The sequence below is a fragment of the Streptomyces sp. NPDC097981 genome (genome assembly GCF_040302565.1).
Lineage (GTDB): Bacteria > Actinomycetota > Actinomycetes > Streptomycetales > Streptomycetaceae > Streptomyces.
Genome location: NZ_JBEORW010000084.1, coordinates 1 through 18,027, shown reverse-complemented (window position 1 = coordinate 18,027; position 18,027 = coordinate 1). Strand labels below are relative to the sequence as shown.

Annotated in this window: 17 protein-coding genes and 5 pseudogenes; 13 read left to right on the top strand and 9 right to left on the bottom strand. The window is 70.5% G+C overall.

Annotation, left to right across the window (positions count from 1 at the left end; all coding sequences use genetic code 11):
* Both ABTY04_RS38380 and ABTY04_RS38375 read right to left on the bottom strand, forming a co-directional pair.
* A pseudogene (locus ABTY04_RS38380) lies at window positions 1-426 on the bottom strand (4Fe-4S dicluster domain-containing protein); the annotation flags it as partial.
* Window positions 427-533: 107 nt separating this feature from the next.
* Complete coding sequence (locus ABTY04_RS38375) at window positions 534-1,109, bottom strand: hydrogenase maturation protease (protein ID WP_352218070.1); 576 nt, start codon at window positions 1,107-1,109, stop codon at window positions 534-536.
* A 311-nt stretch (window positions 1,110-1,420) separates the two neighbouring features.
* On the opposite strand from ABTY04_RS38375, the gene ABTY04_RS38370 reads away from it, so the two are divergent.
* Window positions 1,421-2,125 carry a hypothetical protein gene (locus ABTY04_RS38370; RefSeq protein WP_352218066.1) on the top strand — a complete coding sequence of 235 codons (705 nt, stop codon included), beginning with the start codon at window positions 1,421-1,423 and terminating at the stop codon, window positions 2,123-2,125.
* A gap of 39 nt (window positions 2,126-2,164) precedes the next feature.
* On the opposite strand, the gene ABTY04_RS38365 is transcribed toward ABTY04_RS38370, so the two are convergent.
* The 3 genes and pseudogenes from ABTY04_RS38365 to ABTY04_RS41375 form a co-directional block, all read right to left on the bottom strand.
* A complete protein-coding gene (locus tag ABTY04_RS38365; protein WP_352218069.1) occupies window positions 2,165-2,461 on the bottom strand; it encodes a hypothetical protein in 297 nt (98 codons plus the stop codon).
* 552 nt (window positions 2,462-3,013) lie between these two features.
* A pseudogene (locus ABTY04_RS38360) lies at window positions 3,014-3,130 on the bottom strand (MBL fold metallo-hydrolase RNA specificity domain-containing protein); the annotation flags it as partial.
* A gap of 133 nt (window positions 3,131-3,263) precedes the next feature.
* Window positions 3,264-3,332: pseudogene (locus ABTY04_RS41375) on the bottom strand (hypothetical protein); the annotation flags it as partial.
* A gap of 217 nt (window positions 3,333-3,549) precedes the next feature.
* On the opposite strand from ABTY04_RS41375, the gene ABTY04_RS38350 reads away from it, so the two are divergent.
* From ABTY04_RS38350 to ABTY04_RS38330, 5 genes and pseudogenes are all read left to right on the top strand, one after another.
* The gene (locus ABTY04_RS38350) at window positions 3,550-4,170 is read left to right on the top strand and encodes a flavodoxin domain-containing protein (protein WP_352218065.1); all 621 of its coding nucleotides are present in this window, start codon (window positions 3,550-3,552) and stop codon (window positions 4,168-4,170) included.
* Window positions 4,171-4,468: 298 nt separating this feature from the next.
* Window positions 4,469-4,741, top strand: a pseudogene (locus ABTY04_RS38345) (PEP/pyruvate-binding domain-containing protein); the annotation flags it as partial.
* A 119-nt stretch (window positions 4,742-4,860) separates the two neighbouring features.
* A pseudogene (locus ABTY04_RS38340) lies at window positions 4,861-5,100 on the top strand (putative PEP-binding protein); the annotation flags it as partial.
* Window positions 5,101-5,156: 56 nt separating this feature from the next.
* Window positions 5,157-5,615 (top strand): Hsp20/alpha crystallin family protein, encoded by a 459-nt coding sequence (locus ABTY04_RS38335; protein WP_352218064.1) that lies wholly within the window; start codon window positions 5,157-5,159, stop codon window positions 5,613-5,615.
* Window positions 5,616-5,919: 304 nt separating this feature from the next.
* Entirely contained in the window at window positions 5,920-6,339 is a 420-nt protein-coding gene (locus tag ABTY04_RS38330; protein WP_352218063.1) for a CBS domain-containing protein, read from the top strand.
* 105 nt (window positions 6,340-6,444) lie between these two features.
* Here the strand turns inward: ABTY04_RS38330 and ABTY04_RS38325 are convergent, their stop codons facing one another.
* A complete protein-coding gene (locus tag ABTY04_RS38325) occupies window positions 6,445-7,104 on the bottom strand; it encodes a CBS domain-containing protein (protein WP_352218068.1) in 660 nt (219 codons plus the stop codon).
* A 487-nt stretch (window positions 7,105-7,591) separates the two neighbouring features.
* Window positions 7,592-9,664 carry a HelD family protein gene (locus ABTY04_RS38320; RefSeq protein ID WP_352218067.1) on the bottom strand — a complete coding sequence of 691 codons (2,073 nt, stop codon included), beginning with the start codon at window positions 9,662-9,664 and terminating at the stop codon, window positions 7,592-7,594.
* Between the two features lie 201 nt (window positions 9,665-9,865).
* On the opposite strand from ABTY04_RS38320, the gene ABTY04_RS38315 reads away from it, so the two are divergent.
* Window positions 9,866-10,048 carry a hypothetical protein gene (locus ABTY04_RS38315; protein ID WP_352218062.1) on the top strand — a complete coding sequence of 61 codons (183 nt, stop codon included), beginning with the start codon at window positions 9,866-9,868 and terminating at the stop codon, window positions 10,046-10,048.
* 156 nt (window positions 10,049-10,204) lie between these two features.
* Here ABTY04_RS38315 and ABTY04_RS38310 read toward each other — a convergent pair whose 3' ends face one another.
* The gene (locus tag ABTY04_RS38310) at window positions 10,205-12,283 is read right to left on the bottom strand and encodes an ATP-binding protein (RefSeq protein WP_352218061.1); all 2,079 of its coding nucleotides are present in this window, start codon (window positions 12,281-12,283) and stop codon (window positions 10,205-10,207) included.
* Between the two features lie 273 nt (window positions 12,284-12,556).
* On the opposite strand from ABTY04_RS38310, the gene ABTY04_RS38305 reads away from it, so the two are divergent.
* Together ABTY04_RS38305 and ABTY04_RS38300 are read left to right on the top strand one after the other, a co-directional pair.
* Window positions 12,557-13,027 carry a hypothetical protein gene (locus tag ABTY04_RS38305; protein WP_352218060.1) on the top strand — a complete coding sequence of 157 codons (471 nt, stop codon included), beginning with the start codon at window positions 12,557-12,559 and terminating at the stop codon, window positions 13,025-13,027.
* 208 nt (window positions 13,028-13,235) lie between these two features.
* Window positions 13,236-13,463 (top strand): hypothetical protein, encoded by a 228-nt coding sequence (locus tag ABTY04_RS38300; RefSeq protein ID WP_352218059.1) that lies wholly within the window; start codon window positions 13,236-13,238, stop codon window positions 13,461-13,463.
* A 68-nt stretch (window positions 13,464-13,531) separates the two neighbouring features.
* Here ABTY04_RS38300 and ABTY04_RS38295 read toward each other — a convergent pair whose 3' ends face one another.
* Complete coding sequence (locus tag ABTY04_RS38295) at window positions 13,532-14,782, bottom strand: serine hydrolase domain-containing protein (RefSeq protein WP_352218058.1); 1,251 nt, start codon at window positions 14,780-14,782, stop codon at window positions 13,532-13,534.
* A 292-nt stretch (window positions 14,783-15,074) separates the two neighbouring features.
* Between ABTY04_RS38295 and ABTY04_RS38290 the strand changes: the two genes are divergently transcribed.
* The 4 genes from ABTY04_RS38290 (at window position 15,075) to ABTY04_RS38275 (ending at window position 17,877) form a co-directional block, all read left to right on the top strand.
* The gene (locus tag ABTY04_RS38290) at window positions 15,075-16,028 is read left to right on the top strand and encodes a site-specific integrase (protein ID WP_352218057.1); all 954 of its coding nucleotides are present in this window, start codon (window positions 15,075-15,077) and stop codon (window positions 16,026-16,028) included.
* Window positions 16,029-16,392: 364 nt separating this feature from the next.
* Window positions 16,393-16,920 carry a hypothetical protein gene (locus ABTY04_RS38285; protein WP_352218056.1) on the top strand — a complete coding sequence of 176 codons (528 nt, stop codon included), beginning with the start codon at window positions 16,393-16,395 and terminating at the stop codon, window positions 16,918-16,920.
* On the top strand, window positions 16,818-17,396 hold the full coding sequence (locus ABTY04_RS38280; protein WP_352218055.1) for a transposase family protein: 579 nt from the start codon (window positions 16,818-16,820) through the stop codon (window positions 17,394-17,396). Before ABTY04_RS38285 ends, ABTY04_RS38280 begins: the two co-directional genes overlap by 103 nt.
* Window positions 17,278-17,877 (top strand): transposase family protein, encoded by a 600-nt coding sequence (locus ABTY04_RS38275; protein ID WP_352218054.1) that lies wholly within the window; start codon window positions 17,278-17,280, stop codon window positions 17,875-17,877. Before ABTY04_RS38280 ends, ABTY04_RS38275 begins: the two co-directional genes overlap by 119 nt.
* The last annotated feature ends 150 nt before the right edge of the window (window positions 17,878-18,027 follow it).

Sequence of the window (18,027 nt, the reverse complement as noted above, 5' to 3'; positions counted from 1 at the left end):
CAGGATCCGGATGGCACGCAGATCGCAGGGCCGCACCCCGAGGAACGCGTACGAGATGCTCTCCGGCCGCTCCTCGTGCACGCTCAGTCCGCCGCTGGGCAGACGGTCCGCGGACCACTGGCGGACCCGCTCGGGGTGGAGGAACGACTTCCAGGACTGGGGCCCCGCGCTGTGCGCGAAGGCGGCCCCGTCCTCGCGGCTGCGGATGCGGTACTGCCCGGCCTCCAGCTCCACACCCCACCCGTACGGCAGTGCGGCGGCGGTATCCAGCTCGTCGAGGACGATCGCCCCGTCCCGCAGGGTCGGGCCGATCACCGTGCGGCCGAGGCGCTTGAGCACCCGCACGAGCTCTTCCAGGCCGCCGCGGTCGAGCACCACCCCGGTCCCGATGCCGGGGACCTGCGTGGTGTCCTCGGGGTCGCTCATGGTCTGCCCTCTCCGCGCCGCCCCCCGGACCGGGGAGGCATGGACGCATTAGGTGCGGGGGTACCGCGCTGTCGCCGTACGGCGTGCGACTGCTCACGGACAGGGTGTCAGGCAGGAGGCCTCCGGGTCGCGAACCCGGTCCGGCGAGTCCCGCCCGACGGGTCGGTCCCGGCTCGTGCGTGACCCGAAGACCGCTCGTGCTGTTCGATGTCCGCCTCGATCCGTTGAACCAGACGTGGTACCACGCGTGCCACCGCCGGGGTGATGCCCACGCCGACCGAGCGGTCCGCTCCTTCGACTGCGTACACGATCAGACGGCCGGGACCGCGCCCGAGCGCGTCGCCGAGACGCAGGGCCTCGGCAAGTCCCAGCCCGTGCGTGCTGTGCCTTCCCGGGGCTGCCGCACTGAGGCAGACGCCGGCCGCGACATCCCACCGGCGTGTCCGTCCCGGCCGCGCGGAGGGGAGGAAGCAGGCGTCGACGACGATCACCAGTCCGGTGTTCTCCCACAGTCCGATCAATCGCCCGGGATCCCCGTCGCACTGCGCGAGAACAGTGCCCGGAGGCGGCTGCCTCCGCGCGGCCCGGTCCCTCAGATGCGAGACCACGACCCATCCGACCCCGTCGTCCCGGCGGAACTCGTTGCCGATACCGATCACCGCCGTACGGGTGAACGCTTCCATCGAAGTCACGGGTCGATGATCGGCCCGGACCCGGTGGCCCGCACCCCGGCCGCCAGGTCCTACGAGTGCAGGTCCAGCCCCGGTCCGACCGGTACAGGGCCGTGTGGCCCCCGCCGACGGACCACACGGCCCTGCCGTTCAACGGGCTCACCGCCTACGGTGATCCTTCTGGTGGACGTGTTCCGGCGCGTGGCGGACCTACTGGGTCCGGTGGCCTGGAGCGTCCTGGAGGAACCGCCCGGGCCGCAGGACGCGACGGCTCGTACACGTGCGGACGGAGAGAGTGCGCCCGCTTCCGGCGGGTCCGGATCGTGCGCTCCGGCCGTGAGCCGCAGGGGGCGAACGGAGGTCACGTCGTCTCGGACACGGCCACGGAGAAGAGCGCACCCCAGCAGCCGGACGGAGTGCACCGGCTGGTGGTCACTCACGTCAATGGCGACGCCTACGACGTTGACGTACGCGGCCACCGGGTACTGGTCGACCAGCCCGCGCACGAGGGCGGGGCGGACACCGTCCGAGGCCGACCGGCCACCGGCCCGTGCCCGGTGAGCCGCAACCGCCTGCTGGCCGAGCGCACCGCTGCCCTGCTCGTCGCTGCGCTGGCTCTGAACGCGGCCGCCACGTTGACGGTGGCGGTGGGCGTGGCCGTGTCGCCGTCCCTGCACCGTGCTGTCCCGATCACCGGGGTGTTGGCCGCGGGGGTGATGGGCTTCGGGTTCGCCCTGTGCCTGACCGGGCCCGCCCTCGCCGTCTCGGCGTGGGGCCGTCGGCGGGCCCAGGTGATCGGGGCGACCATCGCGATGGGGGCGGTGGGCTTCGCGGTCAACTTCGTCGCCCTCGCCTGGTCGAGGGCGGAGCCCCTGCGGTTCATCAGCCCGTTCCACTACTACACGCCCGGCGACGCGCTGGCTCTGGGCGGTGTGCTGTGGCCGCGGCTGGGCGTGCTGGCCGGGGTGGGGGTGCTGGGGATCGTGCTGGCCCACGTGCTGCTGGGCCGGCGCGATCTCGCACCCTGAGGAGGGACGGGACCGGAACGACGGTGTCGGGGCATTCACTCAACGCTCGCCGGTCGCAGGCACGCTGCGGGGGACGGTGGCGCCCCCACCGGTGCGTACGGCGTCCACCATGGCTTGGTGGAGGAGCCGGCTGCCTTCCTCCGAAGTGCAGTGCACCGGACTGCCGGTGACCGTGAACCACTCCGAGGCGCCGCTGTACTGCACTGTCACGTGGGCTTCCCGGCCCGACCAGGTGGTGTGCACGCTCAGGTCGCCGCTGAGGACCCCTGCCTCGTCGGTACGCACCCCGCCCCGCCCGGTGAACACGCCCGTCGTCGTCCACGAAGACCAGGTCATGGCGGACCACCTCTCACCACGGAGTCCTCTGACTTCCTCCAGGCTACGGCGGGCCCCGCGTCCCCGCGCGGCTGCCGCGACACAGTACGGTAACCGTCTGCCGGCCCGGCTGCGGTGGTGGTGAGGTGGTGAACCGCCGGTCGGCGTCCGGGCCGGACACCGTCGGTCCCGGCCTACGCCACGGCCGGGAGACACCCGGCGAAGCGGCGGATTCCCGCTCGTGGCCGTGGCAGGCGCCCGGGTCGGGTGAGCAGTGAACCGCACTGGGCGATGAGCACTCACCGAGGAGGAGCGGTCTCGAGCTGACAGCGCATGTCGACGGCGGCGCGGCTGACGATGTCCTTGAGGGTGCCGTCGGCGTCGACGACCGGAAGCCGCTTGAGCCTCGGGTGCGACGGCGATGACCCTCTTGGTCATGACGTCGTTGACGGTGTACGGGGTGGAGGCCATGGCACAGCACTCAGCCGGCGTCGGCGAACGGCTGGCCGCTGCCTTGGGGGTGCGAACATGCCAGCGGACCAGGACCCCCTCTCCGGAGCGGGGTACGACCGCTGTCCAGCCGAGTTCGCGGTCGATCCGGTCGCGGAGCGTTTCGGCTGCCGACTCCTCGCCGTGAACGAGACAGGTGGTGTGGGTGCGGGGGCGCCGCCCTTCGGGTATGGCCCGCACCTGTCCCCGAAGCGGAGGTCCAGGAGGCCGGCCGGTTCCCCGGCGGGCGGTGCAGCGCGGCGGCGAAGTCCCGGACGTCGGCCGGGCCGGCCCGGAACCGCGAGAGGTAGTCGAGGGCCGGCTCCAGTCCCGCGGCGACGAGGAAGCCCCGGACCGGAGGCAGGTCCCGCACGAAGAGACCGGAGGTGGCCTGGGCCTGCATGCCCTCACGCAGGTACGACAGCGCCATCGTGACCTCGTAGAGGTCCGTGCTCGTCACCTCGGACATGGGACGGGCCTGAACGGTTCCCGCCCGCGAGGACAGGGGGGGCCGTTCGGCCCCCCTGGTCGTCCCCGGGTGGCCCTTTCACGAGCCTCTCCCGGCGGCGTCCTCTGACGGCAGGACTTCAGTCGGTCGACGCAGTGCCCGGAGGTGGCACATGAACATTCTCGTCTGCCAGGCCACGGAGCACGGCTCGACCGGGAGAATCGCCGCGCTCATCGCCGTACGACTGCGGGCCGCCGATCATTCGGTCGTGATGCGGACGCTGACCACGCGGGATGCCGAACAGCTCGATCTCACGTGCTACAAGGCTGTCGTCGTGGGCAGTGCGATTCACCATGGCGCCTGGCTCCCCGCAGCCGCCGAATTCGTACGCCGTTCATCCGATGCCTTGGCCGCCCGGCGGGTCTGGACGTTCAGTGTGGGTATGACGGCAGCGTTCCCGTCGCCTCTGCGCCGACTCGCTGCGAACGGTGAGCAGCGGCCTCTGGCCGAACTCCAGCAGCTGGCACACTCCTGCGAGCACCGGCGATTCTCCGGGGCGATCAGGCCGGAACACATCGGCCGCCCGGGCCGCGTCGCGTTCAGGCTGCTCGGAGGCCGCTATGGCGACTACGTCGACGAGCAGGCGGTCGAAGCCTGGACCGACTCCATCGACGACGCCCTGCGCGAGGACCCGACGGCCACCCTCGTGGGCCGCTCGGCCTACGCCGGGTACGGACCGGTCGGCCTCGCCTCGCCGGCCCTCCCGGCCCTGCGGAGCAGCTCCCCGGCGTGATCGTGGAGTTCGGACACCGTTCGGGGCTCCGCTTCCCGGTGAGGTGAGGACGATGCACCGCATTCGGATCCGGACCCGGCCGAAGCAGCCCCGCAACCCCGCTCCGCTGGACCTGCGCACCCCGTCCGGCCGCCGGATGCCCCACTGAGTTCCGCCCGGCGACAGCACCCCCACGGAGGACGCCATGGCCAGCACCCGGCGCGTCATACCGTTCACGGAACTCGGGCGGCAGGACGTCGGCCGTGTCGGGGGAAGAACGCCTCCCTGGGCGAGCTGACCGCCCACCTCGGCTCCGCAGATGTGCGAGTGCCCCCGGGTTGCCACGACGGCCGATGCGTACGGAGAGCTGCTGGCCGGACACGGATTGCGCGAGAGGATCGAGGACCGGATCGACAGCCTGCACGAGGGCGCTGCCCTCGACGAAGTGGGAGCCGCGATCCGGTCGATGATCCTGGCCGAGCCCCTCCCGGACGCCCTGCGGGCCGAGATCGTCACCGCGTACGAGGAGCTCGCGGGCGAGCAGGGCCGACGGGATCCCGAAGTCGCCGTACGCAGCGGCGCGACCGCCGAGGACCTGCCCGAGGTCCGCCGCCCTCCGCTGGTGGCGGCTCCCGGCCGACGGCGTCGGACTCGCCTGGCTGGAGTTCATCGTCGCCCACCAGGTCAAGGCGCACCCCATTCGCCGAACGCTTCGACGGCTTCTCCATCGGGAGCAACGACCTCACCCAGCTCACGCTGGGCGTCGACCGGGACTCCAAGGCCTTCGTACACGTCTTCGATGAGAACGACCCCGCGGTCACACGCAGCATCGAGACCCTGGTCCCTCGCGCACAGTCCGTCGGGCGGCCCGTCGGACTGTGCGGCGGGGAGGGCCGAACGGTCCCGGCAGGGCCCCATAAGACCCGAGCGGATGCGCCTTCTGCCGCGTGAGCGTGGAGGCAGACACCGAATGCGGCACCCGCGGGGTGCCGGAACGGGAGCACACGATGGCAGGAAAGCAGATGGAGCAGAGGCGGAGCCTCTTCCCGGACTTCATGGACTGGTTCGGCACCGATTTCCCCCGGTTCCCGGGGTGGAGGCCGAGCACCGGCACTCACCCGATCCCGATCGAGGTGACCAACCAGGGCGGTCAGTACGTGCTGCGCGCGGAACTCCCGGGCATGAACCCGGAGGAGGACATCAGCATCACCGTTGACGGCGACACCCTGACCGTCAGCGCGGAGCACACCGAGAGTACGCAGACCAAGGACCACTCGGAATTCCGCTACGGCTCCTTCCAGCGCACGGTCCGCCTCCCGGCCCCGATTCCGTCCGAGGGAGTCGAGGCCGCGTACGAGGACGGGGTCCTCACCGTGCGGGTGCCGATGCCGACGGAGCCCGCGCAAACGCCGCGCAGGATTCCGGTGAAGCGGACAGCGGCCGGTGACAGCGCAGAGTCGTCATGAGCCGGAAGAGGGTGCTCGTCGCCGATCGGCCCCTCGCGGGGCCGCTCGGCCGCCGGTCCGCCCCTTGCGGCCCGCGGCGTTCCGGCGGGCGAGGTCGTGCCGGGCCCGGGGCCGGGCATTCTTCGGCCCGGCCACTCCAACGCGCAGAACACCTGGCCGGGCGTGATCCCGGACATGACAAGGCGACGAGCCTGTGCCAGGGACTGCGGCAGGTGAGCCCCGAGCCGCCCACGGCCCGCACCGACGAGCGGCCCGCCGCGTGGCGGCGGAGACTGGGATGTGCAAGAGACGTGAGGAGGCAGCCATGACCACGGCACGGGACATCATGCATGCGGGCGCCACCTGCGTGCAGGAATCCGAGACGCTCGCCGACGCGGCGCGCAAGATGGGTGAGCTGGATGTCGGCGCCCTCCCGATCTGCGGACCGGACGACCGGCTGCACGGGATCATCACCGACCGGGACATCGTGCTGAAGTGCCTGGCCAAGGGCAAGGACCCGAAGCAGATGACGGCCGGCCAACTCGCCCAGGGCAAACCCGTCACGATCGATGCCCGGGCCGACACCGGACAGGTGCTTCAGGCCATGCAGGAACACAGGATCAGGCGGCTTCCGGTCATCGACGACCACCGCCTTGTGGGCATGATCAGCGAAGCCGATCTCGCCAGGCATCTTTCAGAGGAGGAAGTGGGCCACTTCGTCGAAGCCATCTGCGCCGCCCGCTGAGCCGGACGGGACGAACCCCGCCTCGGTCGTGGGCGACGACGAGCAGATCTGTTCGGGTGGGTGACCGCGCCGCCCAGCGGAGGCCGCATGCAGCGCGGCCGTTCGTCAGTGGGGTGACATGCCGTCGTCGACCGCGTATGCGAGGTGCTGGGTCACCTCGACCACTCCGTCGACGGTGCGGCACAGCCTTTCGACCACCGGGATCAGGCTCTTGAACTGCACCGAGCCGTGCAGTTCGACCCGGCCGTCGGTCACATCGACGGTGATGGCGCCGGGTTCCTGGTGCAGGGTGCGGTCGAGCACGTCGCCGGTGATCTCATGGCGGATGGTGTCGTCGTCGCGCAGGAAGATCTTCAGCAGATCACGCCGGCTGACGATCCCCACCAACTTGTCCGCCGCGTCGACGACCAGCAGCCGTTTGACGCCCTGTGCCTCCATGAGCCGGGCCGCTTCGGCGACGGTCCAGTCCGGCCCGGCGCACACGGCGGGAGCCGACATGAGCTCCTCGGCCCGTGTGCCCTCCGCCTTCTCGCGCTCCAGGGCTTCCGGCGCGGGAAGCGAGCGGAGGAAGTCCCCTTGATCGGCCGACTTCGGCAGGAGGTCTCCCTCCGACACCACTCCGAGGGGATGTCCCGCACTGTCGACGACGGCGACGGCCGACACCTGGTGCTCGGTGAGGGTGCGGACGACGTCCTTGAACGTCGCGTTGCCGGGTACCGACACGACCTCGCGGGTCATCAGCTCGCCTACTTCTCGATGTCTCACCCGACTACTCCTACCGCCCCGTGGCCCCTTGCACGTCGACCGACATGTCGTCCCGTTCGTACGTGAGCCGATTGACCACGTCCACCACTCCGTCGACGCTCTGCGATACCGAACTTGTCCAGCAGGCGGGCCACTTCCTTGCATGCGGTGGCGTGCTGCACGGTGACCGCGGTGGGCGTCATCGTCCCGGCTGACGATGCCAGCCAAACGGCCGTCGTCGTCGACGACAGGAAGCCGCTTGAGGCGGCCGCATGCCATGAGGCGGGCGGCGCGCCGACGATGGTGGTGGCGTCCTTGGTCACGGTCACCGCAGGCACGGTCATCAGCCGGCCGGCCGTGACTGCGCGGGACTCGTCAGGCCGCGTGATGCCGGGTGCGGCCACGGGCGGTGAGGCGGCGAGCAGCCCCGTGCGCGCGGGCCGGTGTCTGTACCGCGCCGGTGTTACGCGCCGGGTGCGCCCGCGGCGACGACGCGGGCGCCGAGTCGTCAGACGGGCTGGACGGTGACGGTGCAGAGGCGCTTGGTGGCCCGGGTCAGGGCTACGTACAAGTCCCTTTCCCCACCGGGGCGGGCCGTGATGATTTCCTCGGGGTTCATGACGACGACCCCGTCGAATTCCAGGCCGCGTGCTTCGGACGCCGGCACGATCCGTGCGTGGTGAGCGATGCCCTGGGCCGCCAGCTCGCTCACCCTGGTGTCCGCACAGACCACTCCCAGCAGCTCGCCCGGGTGCGCGGTGCTCTGGGCGCGGAGTTCCTGAACGACGGCGGTGACCAACCCGTCCGGAGGTGTGGTCACGGTGCGAGGGCTCTCACCGCTTCGCAGTGACCGTGTGGGCTTCTGGTCCGGAGCGATCCGCGTGAGCAGGTCCCGGACGCTCTCCAGGATCTCCTGCGTTGTGCGGTAGCTGACGGTCAGGTTGTGCAGTTTGAACCGCGGTCCGACGTGGGGGCTCAGTGCTTCCTTCCAGTCGCGTGCTGTCGCGACCGGGCCTGCCTGGGCGAAGTCACCCACCAGCGTCATCGCCCTTGCCGGGCAGCGGCGGACGATCATCCGCCACTGCATGGCGGTCAGTTCCTGCGCCTCGTCGACGACGACGTGCCCGTACGTCCGCTCAGGGGGGCCGTCGACCAGGCTCGCCGCCTCGTCCAGCAACGGCACATCGGCATCGGTCCACGGGTCGTCCGCACCGCGCAGCAGAAGGGACCGCTCCTGCGCGGTCAGGAGGGGCAGGCGCTCGGCGAGGGCGTCGGCGTTCGTCAGGAGCGCGTTCACGAGGTCACCGCGTACCAGCCGCGGCCACAACGCCTCGACCGCCCGGTCGACGGCGGCGTCGTCGAGGAGATCGGCTCGGATGGCGTCCAGGTCCAGCTCGTGGACCGGACCTGGGTCGGCCGCACCTTCGGCACGGCGCTGGGCGGCTCCCGTGAACCGGTCGAGGTTGAGGCCCGTCATCCGTTCGGCATCGGCGTCTATCTGCTCCAGGAGGTCGCCCATGTCCCGTTGCATCGCGTCGGTGACGGCGTCGACCAAGAGCTCTTTGAACACCTGGCGCGCAGGGTTGTGCCCCGGTGCGGCTGCCACCGCGGCGTCGCGTGCCGTGGCGACTTCCTCGCCGGACAGGTGAACCAGTTCCTGTCCGACCCGCACGGTGAAGGCACCGGCGGGGGCTTGGTGGACGCGCAGCAGGCCGGCCAAGGCGTCGGCGAGGTCGGAGCCGCCCTTGAGACGCGCCGTATCGAACGGGTCCGCCGTGTCCGTGGACACTCCGGCCAGTTCCCGGCAAGTCGCCAGAACGACGTCGTTCTCTCCGAGCGAGGGAAGGACCTGGGAGATGTAGTCGAGGAACCGGGCGTTCGGGCCCACCACCAGGACGCCCTCCTCCGCGGCGCGCGGGAACGCGTACAGGACATAGGCCGCCCGGTGCAGGGCGACCACCGTCTTGCCGGTGCCGGGCCCGCCCTGAACCACGGTCACCCCGCGGTGGGCGGAGCGGACGATCTCGTCCTGCTCGGCCTGCAGCGTCGCGACGGCCGCGTGCATCCTGCCCGTACGCCGTGCCGACAGAGCCTCGGTCAACGGGCCGTCCCCCACGACGTCCTCGTCGGTCGGGGCGGTCCCGTCCAGCAGTTCGTCGCTCACCGAGATGACCGTGCGCTCCTCAAGGCGCAGGTGCCGGCGCCGCCGCAGGTTCATCGAGTGGACCGGTGTCGCCTCGTAGAAGGGCCGCGCCGCGTTCGCGCGCCAGTCCACGAGCAGAGGCAGGTCATCCTCCTCCGTATGCAGTCCGATCCGCCCGATGCGCAGGGCCGTGCCATCCGTCCAGTCGATGCGCCCGAAGACCAGCCCTTTTTCGGCGCCCTCCAGCCGGCCGATTTCCTTGGCCAGACGCTCGGCAGCGATTTCTCTCTCGTATGCCTCACCGGCGCTTTCCGCCGGGGCCTTCAGCACACTCGCTTGGTGTACTCGCGCCTCGGAAAGCCGCTCGGTGAGCAACTCGTATAAGGAGGACACATAATCCCGCTCCGATTCAACCGCACGCACAGCGGGATCATTCATTTTCGACAACAGAGGGCTCCTTCGATTCGAGCCACACCATACGGTCAAAGTTCCCTAAAGGTAAGTCTTGACTTACTTGGTGAGTCATGGCCCTACGGCTGAATCCATGACGGGTGACCGTATGGCGTATCAGGCATCCCGTCGTTCCGTATATCGCCAATTGCGCTCCCGATGCCTGCCTGCCTTATGGCGAGCCCGCCCTTGGACGCCGGCGATGTTTTGCCGCGCTCGGAAAAAGGGGGAAGATCCGGCGACGCTGTGCACATCTCCGAGATGTGCCGCCTGGTGCGCGGCACCGGGCACATCCTCGACGTGCTCGACGTCCTGCACCGCGACCATGAACTGGCGGCTTTTGGGCTTACCCCGGCGCCACCCCTGGTGTGATCACGGTGTCGGAGCCGTCCTGGACAGCCCATCGCAACGACTGCAAGGCGTGATCTGCACCTCCGCGTTGGTCAGCGTCCGCTGCTGCCACGAATCCCGCCGCCTCCACGGCCGCAACCGCGCCGCGGGCCAGGCGGCACGGCCAGGACAACTTGATCAGGAACCGAGTTCACGCCGCCACAGTTCCTCCGTAAGCCGGGTCACCCCCGCCGCGAGGTGGCGGCGGTACGTGGACATCGGCAGGCCCAGCAGGTCCGCCGCACGCTGCTGGGTGCCCGCCGGCTGGAGATAGGTGTGGTGGAGCGCCCGGTGGGAACGCCGGTCGCGCGGAGCCGCCTGGAGCTCGGCGGCTGTCTCCCTGAGCAGGGCGGACAAAGCAGTGGCCCGTTCGTCCGGCCCCGCGCCCTGCCCCGCCCGGGACGCGACCGCGCGTGAGCGGAGCAAGACCGAGCCGCGCAGTCCGCCGACCCGCCCCAGCCCGCGCAGGGCTTCGCGCACTCCGGCGGCGAACGTCTCGGCGTCGAGCACGCGCAGTGTGCCGCCGGGTTCGTCGGGCGTCGCCACCGCCAGCGGGTCGGCCGCCGATTCCCGTTCGCAGAGCAGGCTCAGCCAGGCCAGAGGGGGCGTACGGCGCCAGTCGTGGACGTACGTTCCGTACGAGCGGCCGCCGACGGTGAAGTCGGACTGCGGCAGACGGTCGAAGTCCGTGTACGCGCAGCCGTCGGCCCAGAACTCCGGGTCGGCGAAGGGGAGGAGGGTGAGCGCGGGCCGCTGCTCCGCCGTGAGGTAGTGGTGGGTCAGCCGCAGGGTGATGAGGGTCTGGACGGCGGAGACGTCCTGGTACGTGTCCCGGGCCAGCCACGCGCGTACCAGCAGGGCACGCTCGCCCGCGCGCAATCCGCCGTGGCGGGCGAGCCAGTCGACGGCGGCCGCGGTGGCCGGGTCCGCGGCGACGGCCGGGTCGTCGATGTCCTCGGCGCCGAGGGCGAGCAGGAGGTAGAAGCCTGCGGGGGAGGGCGGCGGTACCTCCGCCCGTACGGTGGCCCAGGCGGCGGCCGGATGGGCCCACCAGCCGCGCAGCAGCCGGACGGACTCCGGTCCCTCGTACCGTTCGGCCATGGCGAGGAGCGCCGGGAGCTCGCTCTCCTGCGTCGCGGTGATCGACAGGGCGTCGAGGTGAGCGGCACCCGCCCCCGTGGCAGTGGTGACCGGCGCCAAGAGGGGCCCGACCAGAGGGCTGTCGCGGTGCAGATAGGCGAAATCGGCCAGGACGGCGCGCTGACGCGCCCGGTCGCCGTCGGCGAAGAGCTGCTGGTAGTACGTGCTCGCGCGGCGACGCAGCTCGGTCCTGCGGGCCGGATGGCGCCAGCCGAGTTCGGTGTCGAGAACGGATCGGGCGAGGTCGTGGGGGTGGATCCCGCGGCTGCCGTACTCGGTGATCGACAGCGTGCACAGCCACTCGAACAGGTCGCTCGCGTCGGGCACGCCCACGAGCGCTGCGAGCAGCGGCTCAGTGGTGACGAGGGCTTGGGCGTAGGCCTCCAGGGCCGCACGGTGCCGCGGCGTGGGCACCACGTCGAGCAGCGCCGCGAGCAGGGTGTTCACCACGCGGGGCGGGGAGGCCGGGCTGGTGTTCCCGCGCGAGCCGTGCACCCGTACGTCGGCCATGAGGGCGAGCGCGAGCGGATGGCCGTGGGTGAACGCCAGGACGCTCGAATGCTCTGCCTCCGGTACGCCGCGCAGGGTCAGGAGCTCTGCGCTGTCCACGGGATCCAGAGGGGCGAGCGGCATGGAATGGAGGAGGCCGAGCCAGGCGGGGTCGGTCCGCCAGGCGAGCGGCGGCGGCTCGCGGTCGGCGAGGGCCAGCACGCTGTCGTCGGGCAGGTGGGCAAGAAGCACTTCGGTGGCCGGCACCGCGCCGGGGACATCGACCACGACGAGGCTGCCGGGGGCCACGTGCGCAGGCGCCGACACGTTGCCGGCCGCGCCGCCGTCGGCCGGTTCGTTCGCGATGACGGTCACCGGCCGGCCGGCGCGGGTGGCCAGCCACGCGAACTGGTGCAGTAGCGTGGACTTCCCGATCCCGGCCGAGCCGTGCACGTGGACCACCGCGCCGTGCCCGTCCGCCAGGATGCGACGGAAGGCCTCGACCTCAGCCCGACGTCCTGCGAAGCCCTTGGCCCGGGCCGCGGCAAAGCGGTCGGCCATCCTCAGCGGCGCCTGCTGTCCCCTCACGGGAACGGTGTACCACCGGCCGGACCGGCAGTGGGCACAACGAGCGGAATTCGAGCGGAAGTCGGTCATCTTCCGGCGTGTCGGACGGACAGCGGTCGCTCCTACCGTGGGCAGTGCCCGGGAGGGCGAGGAGCCACGGACCAGCACCGGGGCCCCCGATGGCACGCGACGCGACGACGGCCGCGCCCGCCGCCCCCGACCGGCCGTACGGCACCGCACTTCCGTCCGGTCAGCACGTACGTGCAGCCGAACAGCCAACCAGGAGGGGATTCCATGTCCACCAACACGCCCGCAGCAGCATCCGCGACGTCCGCCGGTTCCGCCTCGACGGCCCCGGCCCGTACCCTCCGGCGCCGTACCGGCCTGCGGCTCACCGCTGCCGCATCGGTCGCCGCGGCCTGCGCCGCGGCGCTCCTCGCGACCGCCGGTCCGGCCTCGGCCAGTCAGTTCTTCGGCGGCACGCTGCACCCGGGCGAGCAGCGTTGCATCCAGCAGTACGCCTCCTACCAGGTCCGTGCCGATGGAAAGGCAACCGGCCAGGGCGCGAAGTTCAAGCTCCAGTACAACGGCGTGACGGTCCCCGGCACCGGCTCGCCGGGCCTGGTGACCAACTGGGCCGCCGACCTGCGCACGGCATGGGGCACCTTTCCCGGCGCCGGCTACTACACCGCCTGTGCGACAAACAACGGCACCGCGGACACCAACGTCCGGCTGGAACTGAAGACCGACGGCGAGGTCTTCTGACCGGGCTCCGTCCATCCCGTCACAGGTCCCTGCGCCACCTCGGCGCGGGGACCTCCACACACCACCCCCGCTGGTGTCACGGCACCGTGAACAGCAGGCGCGTTCGGGCCCCGGAGCGGTTCCGGCCGGTCCCGCCGTGCGCGGGACGAGTCCGCCGGACGGCCCCGCCGGGCTGCGCGCGGGGCCGCCACGCCTGACCGCCGGGCCCATGACCGCCTCCGTGCCCGCCTTGGCGCCAGGACTTCGGGCCTACTCCCTCCAGGAGACCGAGGACACCATCGAGCAGGAGGCCGACGAACAGCGTCGCCGTCGGCAGCAGCTGGACCGGCCCGCCGACCAGGCCACGCCCCCAGTCAAGCGCTGGAGCCTGACCATGACTCCAGTCCCGCGGCGCCGGCGGCCACAGTCCCGGGACGGCGGCATCGTCGGCCGCTGACGCCGACCATCCGTCATCTCCCCCAAGCGGAGCGCGTCGCAACGGGTGGGTGGTGCCTCCACGTCCGCTCAGGAGCCGAATGCCGCCGTGATGATTTGGTTGACGATGCGGCGGTCGTTGCCACCGCCGGTGACGGGATTGAAGGAGTAGACGAGTCGGCGCTTCAGGTCACGGGTGGCGAACATGCCATCGGTGTAGCCGAACGTACTGCCGGTCTTGCCCCGCACGGTCACGCCGTTGGGGAAGGTGACACGCATCGGGCCCGCGCCGTAGAAGGCCCGGCCGTGTCCCGGGTCCTGGTCGCTGCCGCCCAGGTAGGGGACATTGGGGACGGTGAACATCTCGTCGAGCTGCGGGGGCGGCAGCAGCCGTCCCCGGAAGAGCGCTGTCAGGAACCGGTCCAGGTCCGCCCCCGTGGAGATCATGCCGCCGGCCCCCGGATTCTGCTCGGTGATGTCGACCAGCCCGGTCTTGTCATGCGCGGGGGAGAGGTCGATGTAGCCGTGGGCGTGCGGACCGGGAATGGTCGTGTCGGTCTCGGGAGCGGTTGTGTGCCGGAGATTCAGCGGCAGCAGGATCCGGTCGGTGATTTCCCGCTGGTAGCTGCGGCCGGTCAGCTTCTCCACGAGCAGCGCGGCGACGTAGTAGCCGGTGGCCCCGTAGCTCTGCATGCTGCCGGGCCGGTCGAAGAGCCGGGGATGCTTGACCGCCATGGCGACCAATTCGCCGAAGGTGTGGTCGTCGAACCGGTGGTCGACGATCCCCTGCGGGTCGGTCGGCAGGTCACCGGCCGTCAGCTCGGGCAGACCGCTGGTGTAGTCGAGTAGTTGGCGTACGGAGATCGGCGGGTATTCGGCGGGCAGCACGCCCGGCAGGTACTCCTGGACGGGACGGTCCAGCTCGACCTGGTCCTCCGCGGCCAGCTGCAGCACTACGGTCCCGATGAACATCTTGGTGACGCTGCCGAGCCGGAACCTGCCGTCGGCGGGGACGGCCTCCCCTGTCGTCACATCGGCGACTCCGGAGGTTCCCGTCCATTGTCCAGCGGGCCCGCTGACCCGGGCCAGCATCGCCGTCGCGCTGACAGAGGAACCTTCGACCGCCGCTTGGAGCGCAGCCGCGTTCAGCTTGGGGAGATCCGGCTTGGAGGCCGCCACGACGGCTGCGGGGCTGGCGGCCGGCGCGGCGAGAGCGGGGGCGGCGGTGCTGAGGACCACTGCTGTCAGGGCCATGCAGGCCAGCCCCGGCAGCGGCAACCGCTTCCTACGGCTCCTCACGGTGGCGGTCGTGTGGTCCGTCGGGAAGGTCTGTGAAGTCATGCCCTGACTCTGCCGAAGGATGACTGACCAGCCATCAGGGACCGACCCCGAGACGCCCCGGAGCCACCCCTGATGGAGCCGGGACACCTGGCGCTGGGTGGTGTCGCCGTCCTTGAACGGGCCGCCGCGGCCACGTACAGGAGGACCTGGGACCGGCCCCCATGCGCGGCCCGGGCGTGGTCAGCAGCGCCTTCGCCCTCGAAACCACCCTTGACCAGCTCGCCCACGACTTGGGCATCGATCCCGTCGAGAAGTCCGCTCCAAGAGCACCGCCTCCCACGCCCAGCAGCACATGCCCGGCCTGGTCAAAATCTCGGACTCCTTGCGGGCCCGGCCCGACGGCGGCACCGACCGGGCCGCGCTCGGCCGGCCCGGCATCGAGAACTTCCTGCACCGGATGTCCTTCCTGCAGGCCAACGGCAAGATGACCGCCCACACCCGGCGCACCTACATCAGCATGGCCCGAAACGTGCTGCGGGACGCCCGGGGGCTCGGGCTGACCCGTTCCGGAGGGCCGATGGAGGGTCTGCCGGACGACTTCATCCTGACCCGCTTCGACGTGCCCAAGCCCCCGGAACCGTCCGAGGAGGGCCAGGACCTGCCGCCCGAGGTGCTGCGGCAGCTCTGCACGCACCTCGACCAGTTCGAGGACATGACCTGCCGGGAGCTGAGGGTCGTAGTCGAGCTGATCATGGACACCGGCCGCCGCCCGGACGAGATCTGCCAGCTGCCGCTGGACTGCATGACCCGCGACGGGAAGGGCAAACCGGTCCTGGTCTACGACAACCTCAAGGAAGGGCGCATCCGGCGGGAGCTGCCAATCCACGAGCCGACCGCCGAACTGATCCTCGACCGGCAGGAACGGGTACGCGCCCGCATCCCCGGCCAGCCCACCTCGAAGCTGGTCCTGCTGCCGCCGACGGTGCTGAACTTGCGCGGCAGCAAGGCGGTGAACTCCAACCACCTGTCCGGCCAGCACCGTGAGTGGGTGGAAACCCTGCCGGGGATCCGGCTCGAAGACGGCACCCTGTTCGACAAGGAGAAGATCTTCCCCTACGCCGACCGGCACTCCTTTACCATGCAGTTCGACCGGCACCCGTGTCTGGGGCGCGGTGACCACCGTGCTGGACGCCGAGCGCACCCGCCGGGCGATCGGCGAGGTCCACGTCCCGTTCGACACCTGCTCCGAGCCGTCCAACGTCGCTGCCGGAGGCTCGGGGGCTGCGGGTCCGGGTGCGCCGGGTGATCAGGTACTGCCGGGCCTGTCCACGGCCGCGGTCACGCGTACGCAGCTGGCCGGCCTGAAGTCGCGACGGAGAAGCCGATGACGCGCTACACCCGTGAGAAGTTCAACCGGGTGTGATGCGGGAACGGCTGGAGCAGAGGAGGATCGAGTCGGGCGGTCGGTGAAAGCGTGCAGCCTTTCGGGCGTTCAGTCGAACAGGTGATTCGCGGCCTCAAGGCTGTCCCGTAAATGATCTCTGAACGGGCTCCGAGTCTTTGCGACCATCAGCTGCCGCTGTGATCAACAGCTGGCTCCCCCGTGTGGGGGATCGTGATCGTCCGCACGGCCGACGCCCTGTCGTCGCAGGTTCGGCGACGGTGGAGTCATGCCGATCAATCTTGCTCTGGGCGACACCGAGCGTCCGGTTCCGCGTTGGGCGCTCCGGTTCGCGAAGGCCCTTCCGTTCGTCGTCCTGCCGCACTGCCTGTGGCGGCTGCCGTTCGCCTTCGACTTCTCCATGGGAATGGTAGATCCGTCGGCACCGCCCATGCCGTGGTGGGCCCCGGCCTACGTGTTCGGGCTGAGCGTGCTCACCGAGGCACTGGCACTGCTCTGTACCGGCCTGGTCAGCGGGTGGGGCGAGAAAGTTCCGGACTGGGTGCCGCTGATCGGCGGCCGGCGCGTCGCGCCGCTCGCCGCGATCATTCCGGCCGCCTTGGGCGGACTGGGCCTGGTCGCGCTGTGGGACACCATGCCCCTTGCCTGGTTCGGTCTGCTGGGCTTTCATGAGGTCGCCTTCAGCAATGGCTGGTGGATGGTCCTGGCACGCGTGTGCATCAGCCCGGTGATGCTGTGGGGCCCGATCGTGCTCGCCCTTACCTACGCCTACTACCGACGTCGCCGAGCTGTCTGACTCCCCCCAGGCCAGGCCGGCGTGGATGTGATGATCTCGGTGTGGCTGGTGTGATCACGGCGTCGGAGCCGTCCTGGATAGCCCCGTCCACCGGGTTGAGCGCGCGTACTTTCGGGAAGCTGGTGGCGGTTCTGCGGCGTGAGGGTGCGGATGCGGTCCGCAAGGGCCGCCCGTGGAGCCTTCCGCTGGAGGACCGGGCGGTGCTGGTCGCGGCTTACCGGCGTACGAACTTGACGATGCGCCAGCTGGCCCCGCTGTTCGGGTGTCCAAGTCGGCGGCGTATCGGATCACCGACCATCTGGGGCCGATGCTTGGGTTCAGGCCCGCAAGCGGTTCGCCAAGGACACCGTGCTGATCGTGGACGGCACCCTGGTGCCCACCCGGGATCACACAATCGCCGCGCAGTCCAAGAACTACCGGTACTCCACCAACCACCAGGTTCGTCATCGACGCTGGCACCCGCCTGGTGGTCGTGATCGGCCGGTCACTCGCCGGGAATCGCAACGACGGCAAGCGTGGGAGGAGTCCGGTGCCAAGGCCGCCGTCGGCAAGACCCTCACTATCGCCGACGGCGGCTATCCGGGCACCGGACTCGTCATCCCGCACCGCCGCGAGCGCAGCCAGGCCGAGCTACTGGTCTGGAAAGCGGAGCACAACAAGTCTCACAAGCAGGTCCGCGCCCGCATCGAGCACGTCTTCGCCCGCATGAAGACCTGGAAGATCCTCCGCGACTGCCGCCTCAAAGGCGACGGCATCCACCACGCCCATGCCCGGCATCGCCCGGATGTACGACCTCGCCCTCGCCGGATGAGTCAGCAGGCCGCACGGCGACCAACCTTGCCCGAGGCGTCCGGGAAATCATTTACGGGACAGCCCTTCGCCCTGGAGGGTGCGCTGACCGGACAGGACAGCGCCGGAGCCTGCTCCCGATCTTTTGGTCCGTGCCAGGCTGGGTAGAGCGCGGCGTACGAATTGCCGAAGCCTCGGATATGGCCGATGCCGTGCGTTGTCAATGAGCCCTTTCCAACCTGGCTGTGGCGTCGGGGTGTTGGTGGGCATGGGTTGTACGGAACGACGAAGCTCCTGGTAGACGGGTTCTCGACCAAG